The organism is Natronoarchaeum rubrum (assembly GCF_024494695.1).
Genome location: NZ_JANHDP010000007.1, coordinates 96,927 through 113,987 on the forward strand (window position 1 = coordinate 96,927; position 17,061 = coordinate 113,987).

The 17,061-nt window shown below is 68.9% G+C and carries 16 protein-coding genes and 1 tRNA gene; 8 read left to right on the top strand and 9 right to left on the bottom strand.

The genetic code is table 11. The annotated features are described in order from the left end of the window. Nucleotides 1-9: 9 nt before the first annotated feature. Both trmY and NO931_RS17300 read left to right on the top strand, forming a co-directional pair. Nucleotides 10-600 carry a tRNA (pseudouridine(54)-N(1))-methyltransferase TrmY gene (gene trmY, locus NO931_RS17295; RefSeq protein ID WP_256393613.1) on the top strand — a complete coding sequence of 197 codons (591 nt, stop codon included), beginning with the start codon at nt 10-12 and terminating at the stop codon, nt 598-600. 55 nt (nt 601-655) lie between these two features. Further along, nucleotides 656-728: transfer RNA gene (locus NO931_RS17300), tRNA-Pro, on the top strand. A 326-nt stretch (nt 729-1,054) separates the two neighbouring features. Here the strand turns inward: NO931_RS17300 and NO931_RS17305 are convergent. The 3 genes from NO931_RS17305 to NO931_RS17315 all read right to left on the bottom strand — a co-directional run bounded on the left by NO931_RS17305 (nt 1,055) and on the right by NO931_RS17315 (nt 2,944). Next, on the bottom strand, nt 1,055-1,282 hold the full coding sequence (locus tag NO931_RS17305; RefSeq protein ID WP_256393614.1) for a DUF8593 domain-containing protein: 228 nt from the start codon (nt 1,280-1,282) through the stop codon (nt 1,055-1,057). A 4-nt stretch (nt 1,283-1,286) separates the two neighbouring features. Next, on the bottom strand, nt 1,287-2,333 hold the full coding sequence (locus NO931_RS17310) for a hypothetical protein (protein WP_256393615.1): 1,047 nt from the start codon (nt 2,331-2,333) through the stop codon (nt 1,287-1,289). 266 nt (nt 2,334-2,599) lie between these two features. Beyond that, nucleotides 2,600-2,944 (bottom strand): HalOD1 output domain-containing protein, encoded by a 345-nt coding sequence (locus NO931_RS17315; protein ID WP_256393616.1) that lies wholly within the window; start codon nt 2,942-2,944, stop codon nt 2,600-2,602. 204 nt (nt 2,945-3,148) lie between these two features. Here NO931_RS17315 and NO931_RS17320 point away from each other — a divergent pair, with 204 nt between their 5' ends. From NO931_RS17320 to arcS, 3 genes are all read left to right on the top strand, one after another. Then, nucleotides 3,149-3,697 carry an NUDIX hydrolase gene (locus tag NO931_RS17320; RefSeq protein ID WP_256393617.1) on the top strand — a complete coding sequence of 183 codons (549 nt, stop codon included), beginning with the start codon at nt 3,149-3,151 and terminating at the stop codon, nt 3,695-3,697. Nucleotides 3,698-3,742: 45 nt separating this feature from the next. Further along, on the top strand, nt 3,743-5,218 hold the full coding sequence (gene tgtA / locus NO931_RS17325) for a tRNA guanosine(15) transglycosylase TgtA (protein WP_256393618.1): 1,476 nt from the start codon (nt 3,743-3,745) through the stop codon (nt 5,216-5,218). Between the two features lie 334 nt (nt 5,219-5,552). Beyond that, nucleotides 5,553-7,304, top strand: a complete 1,752-nt coding sequence (arcS, locus tag NO931_RS17330) for an archaeosine synthase subunit alpha (protein ID WP_256393619.1) — start codon at nt 5,553-5,555, stop codon at nt 7,302-7,304. Nucleotides 7,305-7,317: 13 nt separating this feature from the next. Here the strand turns inward: arcS and NO931_RS17335 are convergent, their stop codons facing one another. Continuing rightward, nucleotides 7,318-7,905: a riboflavin synthase gene (locus tag NO931_RS17335; protein WP_256393620.1), complete on the bottom strand. Its 588-nt coding sequence runs from the start codon at nt 7,903-7,905 to the stop codon at nt 7,318-7,320. A 115-nt stretch (nt 7,906-8,020) separates the two neighbouring features. Between NO931_RS17335 and NO931_RS17340 the strand changes: the two genes are divergently transcribed. Then, nucleotides 8,021-10,198 (top strand): GH32 C-terminal domain-containing protein, encoded by a 2,178-nt coding sequence (locus NO931_RS17340; protein WP_256393621.1) that lies wholly within the window; start codon nt 8,021-8,023, stop codon nt 10,196-10,198. A 163-nt stretch (nt 10,199-10,361) separates the two neighbouring features. Here the strand turns inward: NO931_RS17340 and NO931_RS17345 are convergent, their stop codons facing one another. From NO931_RS17345 to NO931_RS17360, 4 genes are all read right to left on the bottom strand, one after another. Then, entirely contained in the window at nt 10,362-11,678 is a 1,317-nt protein-coding gene (locus tag NO931_RS17345) for a glycoside hydrolase family 68 protein (protein ID WP_256393622.1), read from the bottom strand. Between the two features lie 114 nt (nt 11,679-11,792). Continuing rightward, the gene (locus tag NO931_RS17350; RefSeq protein ID WP_256393623.1) at nt 11,793-12,032 is read right to left on the bottom strand and encodes a DUF6684 family protein; all 240 of its coding nucleotides are present in this window, start codon (nt 12,030-12,032) and stop codon (nt 11,793-11,795) included. A gap of 65 nt (nt 12,033-12,097) precedes the next feature. Further along, nucleotides 12,098-12,556, bottom strand: a complete 459-nt coding sequence (locus NO931_RS17355; protein ID WP_256393624.1) for a CopD family protein — start codon at nt 12,554-12,556, stop codon at nt 12,098-12,100. Between the two features lie 49 nt (nt 12,557-12,605). Further along, nucleotides 12,606-13,655, bottom strand: a complete 1,050-nt coding sequence (locus tag NO931_RS17360; protein WP_256393625.1) for a hypothetical protein — start codon at nt 13,653-13,655, stop codon at nt 12,606-12,608. Between the two features lie 199 nt (nt 13,656-13,854). On the opposite strand from NO931_RS17360, the gene NO931_RS17365 reads away from it, so the two are divergent. Together NO931_RS17365 and NO931_RS17370 are read left to right on the top strand one after the other, a co-directional pair. Beyond that, nucleotides 13,855-15,513 carry a hypothetical protein gene (locus tag NO931_RS17365; protein ID WP_256393626.1) on the top strand — a complete coding sequence of 553 codons (1,659 nt, stop codon included), beginning with the start codon at nt 13,855-13,857 and terminating at the stop codon, nt 15,511-15,513. Nucleotides 15,514-15,611: 98 nt separating this feature from the next. Continuing rightward, the gene (locus tag NO931_RS17370; protein ID WP_256393627.1) at nt 15,612-15,860 is read left to right on the top strand and encodes a glutaredoxin family protein; all 249 of its coding nucleotides are present in this window, start codon (nt 15,612-15,614) and stop codon (nt 15,858-15,860) included. A gap of 28 nt (nt 15,861-15,888) precedes the next feature. Here NO931_RS17370 and NO931_RS17375 read toward each other — a convergent pair whose 3' ends face one another. Next, nucleotides 15,889-17,037 carry a DUF7972 family membrane protein gene (locus NO931_RS17375; protein WP_256393628.1) on the bottom strand — a complete coding sequence of 383 codons (1,149 nt, stop codon included), beginning with the start codon at nt 17,035-17,037 and terminating at the stop codon, nt 15,889-15,891. Between the last annotated feature and the right edge of the window lie 24 nt (nt 17,038-17,061).

Genomic DNA, 17,061 nt, shown 5'->3' on the forward strand with positions numbered 1-17,061 from the left:
GTCGGTCGCATGCGCCAGTTCATCGTGCTCGGGCACGACGTCCCCACGGAGCCCGACTTCTCGCTCGACGACATCGCGGGCGGTGCCGGCCGCCTCGACGTGCTCTGCCGGTGTGTCAACTCCGCCTTTTTCCTCTCGCACGCGATTCGGGAGGACGTCCGCGCCCACCTCGTCTTGGGCGACGAGTTCACCGTCACGTTCGAGGGGTCGGACCTCAGACGACTCAACCCCGACGAGCGCTCGACGGCCGCGCTCGTCCGCAACGCCCTCGACGAGCGCGAGGAGGCGATCGGTCACGTTCCGGTCGAGACCTCTCCCGGCGTCTCGCTGACCCGACGCGGCTTCGAGCCGCTGCTGCAGTCGGTCGAGGGGACCGTCGTCCAGCTCCACGAGGACGGCGATCCGGTCGTCGAGGTCGAGCCGCCCGAGAATCCGATCTTCGTGCTCTCGGACCACAACGACTTCACCGACGGCGAAGCCGAACTGCTCGCCGATGCCGCCGACCGGCGCGTGCGGCTGGGTCCCGAGCGCCTGCACGCCGACCACGCGATCACGGTCGCGCACAACTACCTCGACACCGACGGGTTCGAGACCTACTGATCGCCGGACGCCGTTCCGCAACCGTTAAAAATGACCCCGGCTTTGGTTCTATTGCGGGCCGGTGGGGTAGCTTGGTATCCTTCGGCCTTCGGGTGGCCGTAACCGCGATTCGAATTCGCGCCGGCCCACTACCTTTCCCGCATTCTATCTTCCCGAGCACCGCGTAGCGTGTGCGAGGAACTCTGAATGCGGGAAGTCGTTCACCCGAGCGAATTCGAGCCAGCAAGTCGCAGCGCGCGAACGAAGTGAGCGCGACCGTCTTGCCCAGTTCGAATTCGCGCCGGCCCACTTTTCCCCCACTTTCGTTCTTCGTAGCGATAGCCTTCGGGTGGCCGTAACCGCGTTCTCGTGAGCGACCGTCCCGGCAAGTTCAAATTCACGCCGACCTACTTTCTGACCTCTTAGTCTCCCCAGCGACAGCTACCGTCGCGTCGCAACAGCGAAAAACGAGTCGTCAGTCTCTGAGCCGTACGGTCCCGCCGCCGGCGGTGGCGACGTGCTCCGGCGCCAGCGGGTACGCGTCGCGCTGTCCCTCCATCCAGCCGAGCTTGCTCGCCACCGCGTCGAGGGCGCCCGGCTCCGGGCGGACGAACAGCCGGTCGCCGTCGCTGTCGGTGACGACGCCGACGCGGTCCCCGGCGGCGTCGAGGACGACCGATCCGACTGCGTCGCTGAGAGTCATCACGTTACTCGGTCGGCTCCTCGCTCGACTCGATGCCCGTGGGTCCCCGGCTCCCGTACTCGCCGCGCTCCGACGACGAACTGCGGCTCGACCCGCTCGCGGATTCGATCGGGATTTCGCGCCGCTCGGAACTCTCGCCCGGCGGCCGCGTCTGGGGCGGCTCCTGACGCTGCCGGTTGTTCGGATCGCTTCGGCGGCCGGGCTGCTCCGACGGGCCGGTCCGACCGCCCGAGCCCCCGCGGCCTGACTGTCTGCGGTCCGGCGACCTGCCCCCCTGTCGACGATCTGTCTGTCCGCCGGACTGCCCCTTCGTCCCCGGCGGTCGCGACTCTGGCTGTCCGCGCTGCCGACCGGTGGCTTCCGACTGCGTGCCGGACTGCTGTGACGGCTGGTACCCGCTGCGACGCTGCCCGCCCGTCGGCGGCTGGATGCCGCGCTCGTGCGGCGCGTCCGCACGCTGAAACTCGCCGCCTCCTTGGCTTCGGGTCCCGCTGTCCCCCTGGCTTCGGGTCCGAGCGGTCTGTTCGCGCGGGCGGCGTCCGGCCATCTGGTTCCTCTCTCGCGACTGCTGGCTGCGCTGACCGGTTTGCTGTCGAGGCCCCGCCTGCTGGCGCTGCTGGCGCATCTCCTGCGAGATCTGCTCGGTCTGTTGGTCCATCTCGCGGCTCGTCTGCTGGAACTGGTCGGTCATCTCGGCGCCCGCGCTCGCTGCCTCCTCGACGAACTGCTGCTGGGCGTCCTCCATGGCTGGGAGCATCGAGTTCATCGTGTCGACGTAGCTGCCGATCGCCGCCTTCGTGAACTCGAAGGCCTGCCGCTGGGCGGCCTGCTGGCTCTCGATTCCGCGGAGCGCAGCCTGTGCGAACGATCGCTGCAGCTCCGCCGTCTGGCGTATCGCCTGCTGGCCCTGGTCCATCGTGGTCTCCTGGACGTCCATCGCGGTCCGGTAGTCGCCCAGCTCGTTTTCGCTCCCCCGCTCGTCTCGCCGTCGGTTCGACTCGTCGTGCTGGCGGTTCGCTTCGGGTCGTGGCTGTCGGTTCGAGTCTGTCATGGTGAATATCGTCGGCCGTCGGCGGCTGGCGCTGCGACGCCGACGGCCGTCCGGCTGGTTAGCTGCGTGGAGCCACGAGTATAGTCGGAAGCGACCGTTCAGACGGTTTCGAGCCCGTAGCTGTCGCCTCCCGCTCCGAAAGTACTCCTTGGCTGGGACGCGGGGGGAACGCCGGTCGCGGGCGCTGGCCGAGCGTCACGACTGGGGCAGCGACCGCTCGTCGGCGGGCAGAAAGACGAGTAAGAAGAGTTTACGGGGAGACGGCTTCAGACGGCCGGCGGCGATTCTCGGGACGGCGTCGGCGGCTCGATGGCGACGTCGCCGCTGGCGTAGACCGTCACCCGGTGGTCGTAGAGCCTGAAACTCAGATAGCCGCCGGCACGCGGCGTCCCGTCGGTCCGATCGCGAAACAGCAGGTCGAGCCCGCGAAGGTCGACGCAGTCGTGGAGTTCCTCTCGCATCACGGAGGCGTCCGCTCCGAGGACGTCCGCGAGGGCGTGGGCGACGGTCGTGCTCAGCTTCGCGGGGCCGTCCTCGTCGTGGTACGCCCAGAATACGTTCCCCCTGTCGGTGCCCGCCTGCGTTTTCGGTTCGGTCGCGTTGCGTTGCATGGGTCGGAAGTAACTACGCCTTACTGACGCGGCGAGCCGGAAAAGTGTATCTACTATTATCAATCTGTGGACTATACGTGGCAGAACCAGTCGAACGTCGGAAATGTGCGAGTAAATAACTGGTAAGAATTTCGACCATTTCCACCACGACTGGCCGACCGGCTGTCGTGAGGCTTTTCGAGGTGGCGCCGAAACGCTCGCTCGATGGCCGAAGACGATCTCCGATGGGAGACGCTCGACTCGCAGACCGCCTACTCCTGTCCCGGATTCGACGTCGTGACCGACGATGTCCGCTTCCCTGACGGCACCGAGGACGAGTACGACTACCTCTCCGAGCCGCCCGCGGTCGTGATCCTCCCGTTCACGCCCGACGAGGAGGTCGTCGTCATCGAGGAGTGGCGTCAGGCCGTCGATCGGATCAACCGCGGCCTGCCCGTCGGCGGCGTCGAGCCCGACGACGAGTCGCTGGCGGCGGCGGCCCGCCGCGAACTCCGCGAGGAGACCGGTTACGAGGCCGAATCGGTGAGCCAGATGACGACCGTCGAACCGGCCAACGGCATCGCCGACTCGGTGCTGCACTTCTTCGTCGCCCGCGACTGCCGACCCACGGCTGCACAGGACCTCGACCACAACGAGAGCATCCGGACGGACACCACCTCGTTCGAGGAGCTCCGCGCGGCCGTCGCTGCGGACGACGTTCGGGACGGCCGGACCGCGCTGGGCGTGCTCTACTACGAACTCGTCGAGGACTGACGCCGGAACGGAATCCTTACCCTCGCGCCGGTCCACGCTCCGGTAATGCGAGAGCACTTCGAGCTCCGGGACGCCGACGCGGCCGGCCGGATCGGCCGGCTGACGGTCCCCCGCGCCGACGTCACCGTCGAGACGCCGGTGCTGCTGCCGGTCGTCAACCCCAATCTCCAGACGATCTCTCCGAAGCGACTCCACGAGGAGTTCGGCGCCGAGATTCTCATCACCAACTCCTACATCATCCACGGCAACGACGAGCTCCGCGAGGAGGCCCTCGATCGCGGTCTTCACGAGATGCTCGACTTCCCCGGCGCGATCATGACCGACTCCGGCTCCTTCCAGCTCTCGGAGTACGGCGAGATCGACGTCACGACCGACGAGATCCTCCGATTTCAACACGAGATCGGCTCGGACATCGGGACGCCAGTCGACATTCCGACGCCGCCGGACGTCGACCGAGAGCGCGCCGAAGACGAACTCGCGACCACGAAAGAGCGCCTCGCCGAAGCCGAAGCGATCGACACCGGCGAGATGCTGGTCAACGCGCCGGTCCAGGGGTCGACGTACCCGGATCTCCGGGAGGACGCCGCCGCGCACGCCGACGCGACCGACCTCGACGTGTTCCCGGTCGGCGCTGTCGTCCCGCTGATGAACGACTACCGGTACGGCGACATGGTCGACGCCGTCGCCGCCGCCAAGCGCGGGCTGGGCGAGGACGCGCCGGTCCACCTCTTTGGTGCCGGCCACCCGATGATGTTCGCGCTCGCGGTCGCGATGGGCTGTGACCTGTTCGACTCGGCCGCCTACGCGCTGTACGCCCGCGACGGTCGATATCTCACCGTCAGCGGCACCGAGCACCTCGACGAACTCGACTATCTCCCCTGCTCGTGTCCGGTCTGTACGGAGTTCTCGCCCGACGAACTGCGCGCGCTCGACGACCGCTCCCAGGAGGAGGAACTCGCCGCCCACAACCTCCACGTCACGTTCCAGGAGATCCGCCGGATCAAGCAGGCGATCCGCGACGGCGACCTGCTGGAGCTGGTCGAGGCTCGCGCCCGCGCCCATCCCGCGATGCTCGACGGCTACCGCGCGCTGTGCGATCACGCCGAACAGCTCGAACGCGCCGATCCGGCCTCGAAGAACGCCTTCTTCTACCTCTCTGCCGAGAGCGCTGATCGCCCCGAAGTCGTTCGTCACCACAAGCGCCTCGACCGGCTCGATCCCGAGGGCGAGGTGCTGTTGACCGAGGGCAACAAGTCCGACAGCTTCGACGAGTCCTGGCGCGTCGTCCCGCCCTTTGGCCCGTTCCCCCGCGAACTTTCCGAGACGTACCCGCTCACAGCCGAAGTCCCCGACCGCAGGGATCGGCGCGCGCTCGAACGCGCGGCCGACGGCGTCGCCCGGCTCGCCGAGTTGAACCCGGACGTCGAGTTCACCGTCGGGCACCGCGGCTGGCACGAGTCCGCACTCGACCGGATTCCCGAGCGAGTGACGCTCTGGAACCTCTCTGAGCAGTCCCGGTAGACCGCCTCTGTTCCGGACGCCCAATCACTACTTCCTGCGCCACACCTTTATCACCGATCGAGCGGCCATCCCCGTCGTGACCTGACCGACGCCGCGGGGCAGTTTGCGATTGCGCGGCACGCCGCCCCGCGACATCCGATCCAGGGAGCGTGGACTCCCGTTCGAGTGCCGCCTGTTCGCTACTTCCCGGCCGGTCTCGACGCCGCCGCGGCATCGAGCGTCGACGCCGTGGCGAACCGGCACATCCACGCCGCTCGGCATCGGTCGTCGGACGGTAGAGCGCCCGCCGACGGGGACCGACAGCCTCATTCGGTCGCCGCGGCACCTGTGAGGTATGACCGACTACTTCGAGGTGCTGGAGCGGGACGCCGCCGCGCGGATCGCCCAGCTCCGCCTCGACGAGCCGCTGACGACGCCGGCGCTCGTCGACGACGTCGTGGAGGACGCCGGCAGTCTGTGGCCCGAAGACCGAGAACTCCCCGAGGGATCGGAGAGCGAACTCACGATTCTGCCCCACCGCGGATTCCCCTCGGGTACCGCCGGGGAAGTCAAAGAGTCGTTCGCGGTCGACTATCCGAACGTCGACTACCCCAGCGCGGTCGTCGTCGACGCCGAGACGGCCGACGATTACGGCGCCGACGCCTACGTCTTCTCCGGCACGCAGAACGTGATCGGCCACGGGCGGGCGTTCCGCGACGCCGTCGTCGAGACGCGCGAGGCGATCCCGGCCGACAGCGGCCTCTATCTCTCGGGCGTCGCGACGCCGGCCAACGTCGCCACGCTCGTCTACGCCGGCGTCGACCTGCTCGACGCCGACCGCGCCGTGGTGAAGGGCACGCAGGGCAAGTACCTCACCAGCGAGGGCGAGCACTTCCTCTCGGACCTTCAAGAACTGCCCTGCGCCTGCCCGGCCTGCCAGCAGTCGATCGAGGAGTTCGACCGCGAGGACTGCGTCGAGCACAACGTCAACGCGCTGCGCGCCGAGCTCGGGACGGTCCGCGAGCGCATCCGCGCCGGCCGCCTCCGGGACTACATCGAGGGGCAGGCCCGGCACGAGCAGTGGTGCACCGCCGCGTTTCGCCAGTTCGACCAGCAGTGGTCGTACCTCGAACAGCGCACGCCGGTGCTCCGTGGGTCAGAACTCGTCTCCGCGACCGAAGATACGATCCGGCGCGTCGAGATCCAGCGGTTCGCCGAGCGCGTCACGACGCGCTACAGGAATCGGTTCGACAACCCGCTCGTGCTGGTGCCGTGTTCGGCACAGAAGCCCTACAGCGAGTCCCAGAGCCACGGCCAGTTCCACGACGCCGTCCAGTTCCGCGGCCACACCGTCTCGATGACCAGCCCGATCGGCGTCGTCCCCCAGGAGCTGGAGACCACGTACCCGGCCCAGCACTACGATTCGGTGGTGACGGGCCGCTGGTCCGAGGACGAAAAGCAGTTCGTCGCGGACGTGCTGGAGGCGTACCTCCGGCGCAACGAGTATCCGAGGGTCGTCGCGCACGTCCCCGAGGAGGGGTACCGCGACATCTGCGAGCGCGTCGAAGCCGAGCTCGGGCTCGACTTCGAGTACACCGTCGCGGACCACCCCACCGACGACGAGTCGCTCGCGAACCTCGCCAGCACGATGCAGGGCGAGCTCAAGTTCTCGAAGCGCGAGCGCGAGCACAACACCGTTCGCGCGATCGCGGACTACCAGTTCGGACCCGGCGCCGGCGACGAGCTGTTCGACGACATCTCGATGGAGAGTCGCTACCCCAAGCTCCGCGTCCACGACGCGGACGGCGAGCAGCTCGCCGCGATGGTGCCTAACTACGGCGTCCTCGCCTTCACCTTGGAAGGTGCTCGCCGGTGGGTCGAGAGCCCCGCCCCGACCAAGCGCGTCGAGATCGACGCCTTCGTCCCCCACGGCGACGTGCTCGCGCCGGGCATCGTCGACGCGGACGAGGAGATCCGCGTCGGCGACGAGATCGTCATCGAGGGGCCGAAGGCGTTCGGCGTCGGCCGCGCGACCATGTCCGGTCCGGAGATGGCCGAGAGCACCCGCGGCATCGCTTCCTCGGTGCGCCACGTCGACGAGAAGTAGATCGGCGACCAGCTCAGGTCGTCGAAATCTGCCGTTCGACGTACGTCGCCACGAGATCGGGTTCGAGGTGGACCGGATCGCCGGGTTCTTTCGCCGAGAGCGTCGTCAGTTCGCACGTCTCCGGGATCACCGCGACGGCGAAGCGGTCCGCCTGCAGCTCGGCCACGGTCAGGCTCGCGCCGTCGACCGCCACAGAACCCTTGTCGGCGAGGTACGGCGCGAAGCCGTCGGGGATCGCGAACTCGTAGGTCCAGCCCGCTCCGTCGTCTTCGACGGCGACGACCTCGCTCGTCGCAGCGACCGTTCCGCCCACGAGGTGGCCGTCGATCGATTCGCCGAGCGCGAGCGGCGACTCCAGGTTCACGGGAGTATCGACCGACAACTCCGCGAGGTACGTCCGCTCGACCGTCTCGGCCGAGAGAAACGCCTCGAACCAGCCGTCGCCGACGCGATCCGCGGTGAGGCAGACGCCGCTAACGCTCACGCTGTCACCGATGGAGGGATCGACGAGTCCGTTCGCATCGATCCGCAAACGGTGTCCGTCACCCTCCGCATTCGTCGCCACGATTCGTCCGGCGCCGTCGATTAGCCCTGCGTACATGGCGTTTCTACCGGTGCGCTTTCTTTCTCATTATTGCTATGGTTCTCAAAAATGCGGAGTCCTCTTCGGCCGCTCCCGGCACGCCTAATAGTGATCACCGACGGATTCTGTGTAGATGACGGATCTGCCGGAGACTGTTGGCGTTCTCGTCGCCGACGAACCGACGCCGGAGCAGCGCGCCGCATTCGATTGGCTCACCGATGCCGGCACCGGCGTCGAGCGGAAGCGACTCTCGGCGATCGCGGCGGGCGACGCCGACCTCGACGACTGCGACGTCCTCTGGTGGCACGCCGACGAGTCGGTCGCGGACGACCCGACGCTCGAACGGGCTGCCGACTCGATCCGGGCGTACGTCGACGCGGGTGGCGGCCTGCTGCTGTCGCTGCGCGCTCAGGAAGCCGTGCCCGCGCTGGGCGTCGATCCCGTCGGACCGGACGCGACCGGAGCGGATCACCCGGAAACGACCATCGGCCTGCTCTGCAAGTCCCTGTACGACGATCACCCCGCGTTCGAGGGCTTCAGTGGGTTGCGCGTCCCGACGCGGTCGGTCGGCGGCCCGCAACCGTACGCCCGGTACGACGACGTGCTTCCCGAGCGGGGCGACGTGCTCGCGAGTACGATCCGTGACCGGGAAGACGTCGCCCACCAGCCGTCGCTGATCGGCTGGACGGCGGGCGACGGCGGCGTCGCCGGGCTCGGAACGGCGCTCACCTTCGCCGGCGACACGACCGAGGAGTGCGAGCGAAATCGCGCGCGACTCCTCGAGAATCTGCTCTCGGCGCTGGCCGCGGACGCCCGGTCGTTCGTCGACGGCCGACCGAAAGATGCCGACGCGCTCTCGACGATGCGATCGCGACTGTCAGCCGATCCGAACCGCCCGCAGTACCACGTCTCGCCGCCCGCGAACTGGCTCAACGATCCGAACGGGCTGATCCACTGGGACGGCCAGTTCCACGTCTTCTACCAGTACAATCCCGGCGGGCCGTACCACGACACGATCCACTGGGGCCACGCCGTCAGCGACGATCTGGTCAACTGGCGCGACGAACCCGTCGCGCTGACGCCGTCGCCCGACGGACCGGACCGGGACGGCTGCTGGTCCGGTTGCGCCTTCGATTCGGACGGCGAAGCGACGCTCCTCTACACCGGCGGCCGCGGCGACGAGCAACTGCCCTGTCTGGCGACTGCCGCCGATCCGTCCCTGCGAGAGTGGACAAAGTCGGCGGCCAACCCCGTGATTCCCGAGCCGCCGACGGAGCCGCCGCTGCGCTCGACCGACGACTGGGTCGCCGAGTTCCGCGACCACAACGTCTGGCGCGAGGACGGGCGCTGGCACCAGCTGATCGGGTCGGGCGTCGAGGGCGGCGGCGGCACGGCGCTGCTGTACACCGCCGGCGACGACCTGACTGACTGGCGCTACGAGGGGCCGATCCTCACTGGCGATCCCGAGCGCGACGGTGCGATGTGGGAGTGCCCCGAACTGCTGGATCTGGGCACCAAGCGCCTGCTACACATCTCTAACTACGAGGAGGTCCGGTACTATCTGGGCGAGTACGCCGACGGGGAGTTCGACGTCGAGACGTCCGGGCTGCTCGACCACGGCGACTTCTACGCGCCCCAGTCGATGCGGACCGACGACGGCCGCTGGCTCACCTGGGGCTGGTGCTGGGAGGCCAGAGACGAGAGCGCACAGTGGGACGCCGGCTGGGCCGGCGCGCTCTCGCTCCCGCGGCGCGTCGATCTCGACGATGCGGGACGGCTCCGACAGCGGCCGGCGGCGGAACTCGCCGCCCTGCGCGAGCGTCGGCTGCACGAGGGCGGCGTCGAGTTGACCGACGAGCGACGCGAACTCGGTCGGGGCCGGGCGATCGAACTCCGCGCCGAGGTCCGGCTGGAGGACGCCGACGAGTTCTCGATCGTCGTCTGCGAATCCCCCGACTGCGCCGAGCGGACGCCGATCCGGTACACGCGAGACAGCCACGTCGAAGTCGACCGCACCGAATCGAGCGCCGACCCCCGGTCGACGAAGGCGCCCGAGCGCATGCCCGTTTCGCCGGTCGACGGCCCGCTGGAACTGACCGCCTATCTCGACGGCTCGGTACTGGAGCTGTTCGTCAACGAGCGCCACTGCCTGACGACGCGCATCTACCCGACCGCCGCGGACGCCGACCGGCTGTCGGTGGCCGCGACCGGCGGCACCGCCGCCGTCGAATCGCTCGACGTCTGGGAACTCGGCTCGGCGTGGGGGCCCGACGAACGCGCGGCGTCGGCCGCCGAGCCGGCAGAAGAGTAGCTGTTCCGGCGGGGCGGCCGGACGCCGCGATGGCCGGCGCTTCGGCGGCCGGACGCCGCGATGACCGGCGCTTCGGCGGCCGGACGCCGCGATGACCGGCGCTTCGGCGGCCGGACGCCGCGATGACCGGCGCTTCGGCGGCTCGACGCCGCGACGCCGACCGCTACTCCTCGGGCGCTCGGTACTCGCCCCGTCCGGCCTCGTCGCTCCGGTACTCCGAGAGCAGCGGCGGCAGTTCTTCATCGGGGAGCGGCAGGTGGCCGTGTTCCAGCGCGCCGAGCACGCGCGTCTCCGTCCCCTCGAGGGCGAGCCGGAGCGTCGGGGCGAGCGTCCCGCCGAACCGCCGCTGTTGCTCCGCGGGCGGTAGCGCCGCGACGTCGTCCAGCGACAGCCCGCGAAGGTCGTAGTAGTTGAAGAAGCTGCTCACCAGCAACTCCTCGCGGTGGGGATAGGCTACCCACGAGTAGGTCTGAAACGGCGCGCCGGCGGGGTTCGTGACGACCAGCCCGCTGCCGTTGAGCGGTTCGTAGCTCCCCCGGAGCGAGTCGGCGACGAAGCCGTACAGCGCGTCGTACCCCTCGATCCCCGGCGCGAAGGTGTGCTCGTGACTCGAGACGAACAGGTAGTACCGACCGTCGCGAACGACGACGTGGGGCCGTTCGAGCTCCTGGTTGGTACAGACGCCGTCGAGCAGCGGGTCGTCCAACGCCCACTCCGTGGGGTCGCCGTTCTCGGAGACGGCGACGCCGACGCTGCCGTTGAACTCCTGGTGGTGGGCATCACCGTCGCCGGCGTCGCTGCCTTCCGGAACGGGGGTGTTCGCCTCGAACAACAGGCACGTCTCGCCGGTCTCGGGGTCCTCGAAGAACCACGGGTCTCGAAAGGTGTAGATCATCCCGCTGGACTGCGCTTCCCGCTCGTAGCGAGTGCCGTCGGGTTCCAGCAGCACCTCGTGGTCGAACGATCCCTCGATCGCGATGCCGTCCGCGGTCGTCTCGACGCGGCCGCCCGCGCCCACGGCGATTCGCTGGGCGTAACTCAGTTCGTCCTCGCCGCGCTCCCCGGCGGCGGTGTAGTACACGTAGACCGTTCCATCGCGATCGTAGAGCGCCGACCCGGCCCACTGGCGCGAGCCGAACGCGGTCCCGTCCTCGAACACCGGGCCGCCGCAGTGCCAGGTCTCGCCGTCCGCCGAGTAAAAGTAGCGGACCGTCGCGACGTCGTGGCGCTTGCCCGGCAACAGCTCGGCCGGCGCCGTCAGCGAGAAGATCACGCGGTGCCCGTCGATCTCCGCGATCGACCCGTCGCGATTCCGCAGGAACCAGGTGTCCCAGACGTGGATCTCGGGGGCGTCCTGCTCGGCCGGCGGGTAGACGACGGGCGCGACATCGTCGGGCCCGCGCTCGATCTCCGACGCCTGCGCGCGGGTCCAGCGCGGCGTCCTCTCGACGACGTTCGACTCTGGTCCGTACTCTGCCATGACTCTCTGTGCGCGCGTCGTCGGAAAAACCGTTGCGAATTACTAACACCACCTGTTGTATTCAATTTCCGGTCGACCGCTCGCGGTGCGTCGACGCCGTCGCGACGGTCCGTCTCAGGGCTCGTCGCGCGAGATATACTTCGCGCTGACGTAGGTCACCACGACGAGTACGAGCGTCGTGAACAGCAGGTGCCCGTACATGATCAGCGTCGGAAGCGTGTTCTCCTCGCCGAAGCGGGGCCCCCACGGCGTCACGATCGTGAACAGCAGAATGAATATCACGAGAATCGCGAACGGGACGGCGTTGACTATGATGTCGAGCAGCGTCTCTCGGTCCAGTGGTTGCTCGACCATGCAGACGAGTACGACGTATCGACTAAAAGGCGACGGGGCTCGCTATTTTGGACCGAACGACGCGCTCAGACGAAGACGCCCGAGGAGATCACGCCGCCGACCGTCAGCAGCGCGAGGCCGATGACCGACGCCGCGCGGAACCAGGTCTCGGTTTCGGCGGCCGGCGCACGGACGCGCTGGGCCTGCAGCCCATCTTCGAGCCGCCGGGTCGTCATCTCCAGCAGCCCGGTCAGCACCAGCCAGAGCGCGACCATCGTCAGCACGAGGTGGCCGCGACCGGAGCCGAACAGCGAATCGGCCGTGTAGATGTTCGACGCCATGAGACTCCCCGTCGCGAGCAACAGCAGCGAACTCAGCCGCGTGATCGTCGTCAACTGTCCGGACGCGCGCTCGACGGCCTCGGGGTCGAGCAACCCGTCTTTCGCCATCGGGAGCACCGATGCGGTCATAAATACGACGCTACCCACCCAGACGCCGGCGAAGATCGTGTGGAGCACGACCGCCGTCCCTTGGACCGGATCCATGCGGGTGATGTGTGTGCCGGGGGGTTTTGAGGCTTGCTTTTGAACCCCGCTACAGGCAGTCCGAGCAGACGAGGTCGACCCGCCGGTCGTCGCTGGCCTCGGTCGTCGTCTCCAGCGACTGGACCGACCGGGTGGCGCCGCAGATCTCGCAGTCGGCCCGGGCGCCCGAGATCATCGAGTCCAGCCCGATCTCGGTCAGCCCGTTCGCTCCGGTAAAGAGGTTGCCGACCCGCTCGTCGACGCCCTGCACCGATCCGCCGTCGCTGGCCATCTCGTCGGCCAGTTCTTGGGGAAGATCACCGCTCCCGGGGCCGAGATCGAGTCCGATCCCGGACTCGTCGCCCTCGTCCGACTCCGCATCGGCGTCGAGGTGCGCGTCCGTGGCGACGTCGCGCTCGTCGTCGAGCGGTGCGCCCGCACCGATGCCGTCGTCCGTGTCGGCGGCGTCCGCGTCGGCGTCGCCCTCGACGAGGTCGCTCGGCGAGAGCGCCTCGCGTTCGGCGTCGTCGATGCGGCGTTCGACCTTCTCCAACCCCTCGCTGAGGAACTCGGTCGCCAGGTCGCCGGGTAACGCGGAGCCGCCGTAGATGTCGTCGACGAGCGTCTCCCGGAGTTCTTCGGACGTCGTCCCTTCGCGGGCGGCGACCGCGGACAGGGCCGCGTTCTCGCGCTCGGCTCGCGTGTCGGCGTCGGACGCGGCGACGTACCGCCGCACGACTCGCGGGAGCAACCGCTCGGAGGCCTCGGTCGCCGACCAGTCGGTCGGGAACACGGCGTCGATCGCGTCGACGATCTCCGCGGGCGGCTCCTCGCCGCTCGCGCTCGTCGATGATTTTGTGGGCTCTGTGGTCGCCGCGTTCGGCGCGTCGTTCGTGCTTCCGGCCGCGTCGTGCTCGACGCGACGCCCCGTGCCCGTCTGCGAGGTGGGTTCCCGGTCGGGTTGCTCGGCGAGATCGGCGACGACGCTCAGACACTCCTGAACCGACGACGGGTCGTAGCCGCGGTACTCCCGGAACAGCGCCTCGAGCCGCTCGTACAGCGCCTCCGGGATCCGCGCCTCGACGTACGCGTCGCCACCCGATCGCTCGTCCCGCTCCATATCGTACCGTTCTACACCGCACGTACAAATAAATTCCCGTACGCACGAATTTACTTTCCTAATCGGATGTCGCGCACAGAATGTCGCGTCGGCACAACGTTTCGCGTCGAAATCGCATACTTCAAAAGCGGAGTCACCGAACAACCGACGTAGAGAGGTTCGTGATATTACATATTCGGCGCACGGGCGGTGGTTCCCCGTGATCGACGGGATCGCGTTCCGGCGCCACCGGCTGATCGCACGGACTGAACTCCGACGGGGCTGGCGCAAGATGCGCGAGCGGAAGACCCAGCTTGCAGTGCTGGGGTTCGTCGGACTCATGATGACGTTCCCGGTGTTGCTGTTCGTCAGCATTCTCCACGGACTGGGAACGGATCTCAGAACCGGCGCCGACGTCCCAGGATTCATCTCGGTCGAACAGCTCCGCAGCCTCGTGTCCCTGGCGTGGTTCGGGATCGCGGCGTTCGTCGCCATCCGAACCGTCAACTACCGCGGCGACCCCGACGCGCCGGCCGGCCTGTTGACGACCGTCTCGGCGTTCGACGCCGTCGTCGGGCTGTTGCTGGCCGAGACGATCGTGCTGGTAGGGTGGCTCGCGATCCCGATGACGGTGCTGGTCGGCGGCTTCGCCACCGGCGCCCACGCCGTCGCCCCCGTTCTCGCGCTCCCGGTCGTCGGGGCGATCGTCCTCGCCTGGGCCGTCCCGCTGGGCTTTCTCGTCGGTATCGCGGTCCGCCACGCCCTGCTGACGGTCGAACCCCTCGCGCGCAACAAGACGGCGATCACGATCCTCGCGTCGGTCGTGTACTTCGGCCTGCTGATCACGGACGCGTTCGGCGCGGTCCTCTCGGCCGTGTTCCCGTTCATGGCCGCGATGCCGCCGGGCTGGGTCGCCGATCTGCTGCTCCTCGACGTCCCGACGCTCGCGGGGGCTCCGCTGCGAGTCCTCGCGTCCCTCGCGATCACGATCGGCGTCGTTCCGGTGCTGGTCCTCGCGAGCGCGCGGGTCGCCGAAGCCCACTGGCTCGCCGACGGCGTGATCGAGGGCGACGACGAGTCCGACGCCGACGCCGAAACCAGCGCGGGCGCCTCGACGAGCGAGCGCCTCGCCGACCTCCTGCCGGACGGGGTCGGCCGCCCGACTCGGTCCGTCGTCCGGACGGTCGTCCTCCGAGCGCGTCGGGCGCCGGTTCGGCTGCTGTATCTGGCCTACCCGCTGTTCGGCGCGTTTCCGCTGGCACAGGACGTGTACCGGACCGGCGCGATCCCGTCGTACACTCCCTGGCTGCTGGCCGGCTTCGCCGTCTGGGCCGCCGGCTCGGCGTTCACGCTGAACGTGCTCGGCGATCAGGGCGCGACGATGCCCGCCGTCCTGAGCGCGCCCGGCGGCGGACGCCACGTCGTGGTGGGATCGGCAGCCGCGGGCACGCTGCTCGCGCTCGTCCCCGGGGTCGGACTCGTGGCGATCGTCGGCGCGCTCGGTCCGCTCGCGCCCGTCGAGACCGTCGCGCTCGCGGCGATCACGGCCGTCGGCGTCGTCGGCGCGACGCTGCTCGCGACGGGGATCGGCATCACGTTCCCGCGATTCGGCTCCGTGCAGGTGGCGAACAACCGCGAGGCGACCGTTCCCAGCAAATCCGCGTTCGCGATCTACTCGCTGCTCGTCGTCCCGTTCGTTCCGGTCTGCTGGCTGCTCGCATCCGCGAGCGCGCCGGGATCGGTCGCCGACACGCTGGGCGTGGCGTCCGGACCGGCCGTCCGGGCCGTCGCCGCGGTCGTACTGGTGACCTGGCTCGCGCTCGCGGCCGGGTCGGCGCGGTACGCGCTGGATCGCGTGCAGCACTACACGCTCGACTGAGCCACGGTGCCGTCACACTCACTCTCGACGCCGACGCGCCGGCTCGATACCCTGCCCGCTCCGTGAAGGATTAGTGGCGCTGGCCCCAACCGAGGCGTATGAGCGTCACGCTGTACCAGCTCGACGGCTGCCCGTTCTGCGAGAAAGTCGCCGACCGACTCGACGAGGTCGGCGTCGATTACGAGACGATCTGGGTCGACGCGATGCACTCCGATCGCAACGAGGTAAAGCGCGTATCGGGCCAGCGGGGCGTCCCGGTGCTGATCGACGAAGACCGCGGCGTCACGATGGCCGAGTCCGACAACATCGTCGAGTTCGTCGACCGCACGTACGCCGCCGAGGCGTAGATCGGGCGGCGTCGCGCCGCTGCGGCGATCACTCCTCGCCCGGCACTTCGGGTCGGTCCGGGGAGTCGGACTCGCCAGGCGAACTCTCGGCACCTTCGTCGCTCTCGTCGTCCGCGTCCTGATCGTCGCCGTCGGACCCCTCCTGGCCGGACTCGCCGGGATGTTCCTGGCGCGGCGTCGTGAACGGCGTCACGGCGACGGTCCGCTGGGAGACCACCGTGAGCCGGAGGACGAACGCGAACAGCACCGCGATCGGCGCGAGCGAGACGACGACCCCGAGCGTGAACAGCGGGCCGAGCGTCCACCGCGGGACGGTCGGGACCCCGGGTGTCCGGTAGACGGGCAGCAACAGTGCGGCCGCGACGATCGCTGGGATGCCGACGTACAGCAACAGTCGCGAGAGACGGGCGAGCTCTTCCTGAACGTAGATCGTCCGGAAGTACTGGCGCGCGACGTCGAGCCCCCGGAGCGCGTCGGTCAGTTCGTCGAGCGCGACCGATTCGGCCTCCCGAAGCGCGTCGCCGTGGTCGGCGCGGATGCGCGCGGCGTCCCGGAGCTGGGCCGCGTAGTTCGTGCTCAGCAGCACCGCCAGCACCGCGAAGATACCCATTCCCGATGGATCGTCGGCGCCGCGCCGGTCGCTCTCGATCTCCTCGTCACCGCCGTCGCCCGTGAGCAACACGTCGGCGCGATCCGCGCTCGCCGTGACCGCTTCGACCACCTCGTCGACGTCGCGTTCGAGGTCGGGACGCCCGGTCCTCGCGACCAGCCCGCCCAGGGCCTGGGCGTGCTGGCGCGTACTCTCGAGGAGCCGGCGGAGGAACGCTCTCGGCACGACCGGCAGGACGTCGACCCCGGTCACGCCCTCGACGTTCCGCCGGTACTCGATCGTCGCTTCGATCTCCGAGCGGATCTCGTTCGGCGCCTGCAGCTGCTGGGACAGCACCAGCTGGTTGATCGAGAGCACGACCGTGATCAGGGTGAAGTTACCGCCGACGAACGCGCTGAACAGGTAGAGCATCGCGTCGGCGTTCGCGGGCGGAACGACGCTCGTGACGACGAGCGTTGCGACGACGGCCGCGACGACGATCAGCACCAGCGCCGCGACGGCGTACCGGCTGCCGTACAGCGTGAGCCAGTCGGTGAAGTCCGTTCCGGCCTCGCTCCCCTCCGCCATCGCGGCCGAGTACCACAGCGGACT

Coding starts and splice junctions, on each gene's coding strand:
- trmY (WP_256393613.1), top strand. CDS start 10: ATGCGCCAGTTCATCGTGCTCGGGCACGACGTCCCCACGGAGCCCGAC.
- NO931_RS17305 (WP_256393614.1), bottom strand. CDS start 1,282: ATGACTCTCAGCGACGCAGTCGGATCGGTCGTCCTCGACGCCGCCGGG.
- NO931_RS17310 (WP_256393615.1), bottom strand. CDS start 2,333: ATGACAGACTCGAACCGACAGCCACGACCCGAAGCGAACCGCCAGCAC.
- NO931_RS17315 (WP_256393616.1), bottom strand. CDS start 2,944: ATGCAACGCAACGCGACCGAACCGAAAACGCAGGCGGGCACCGACAGG.
- NO931_RS17320 (WP_256393617.1), top strand. CDS start 3,149: ATGGCCGAAGACGATCTCCGATGGGAGACGCTCGACTCGCAGACCGCC.
- tgtA (WP_256393618.1), top strand. CDS start 3,743: ATGCGAGAGCACTTCGAGCTCCGGGACGCCGACGCGGCCGGCCGGATC.
- arcS (WP_256393619.1), top strand. CDS start 5,553: ATGACCGACTACTTCGAGGTGCTGGAGCGGGACGCCGCCGCGCGGATC.
- NO931_RS17335 (WP_256393620.1), bottom strand. CDS start 7,905: ATGTACGCAGGGCTAATCGACGGCGCCGGACGAATCGTGGCGACGAAT.
- NO931_RS17340 (WP_256393621.1), top strand. CDS start 8,021: ATGACGGATCTGCCGGAGACTGTTGGCGTTCTCGTCGCCGACGAACCG.
- NO931_RS17345 (WP_256393622.1), bottom strand. CDS start 11,678: ATGGCAGAGTACGGACCAGAGTCGAACGTCGTCGAGAGGACGCCGCGC.
- NO931_RS17350 (WP_256393623.1), bottom strand. CDS start 12,032: ATGGTCGAGCAACCACTGGACCGAGAGACGCTGCTCGACATCATAGTC.
- NO931_RS17355 (WP_256393624.1), bottom strand. CDS start 12,556: ATGGATCCGGTCCAAGGGACGGCGGTCGTGCTCCACACGATCTTCGCC.
- NO931_RS17360 (WP_256393625.1), bottom strand. CDS start 13,655: ATGGAGCGGGACGAGCGATCGGGTGGCGACGCGTACGTCGAGGCGCGG.
- NO931_RS17370 (WP_256393627.1), top strand. CDS start 15,612: ATGAGCGTCACGCTGTACCAGCTCGACGGCTGCCCGTTCTGCGAGAAA.
- NO931_RS17375 (WP_256393628.1), bottom strand. CDS start 17,037: ATGGCGGAGGGGAGCGAGGCCGGAACGGACTTCACCGACTGGCTCACG.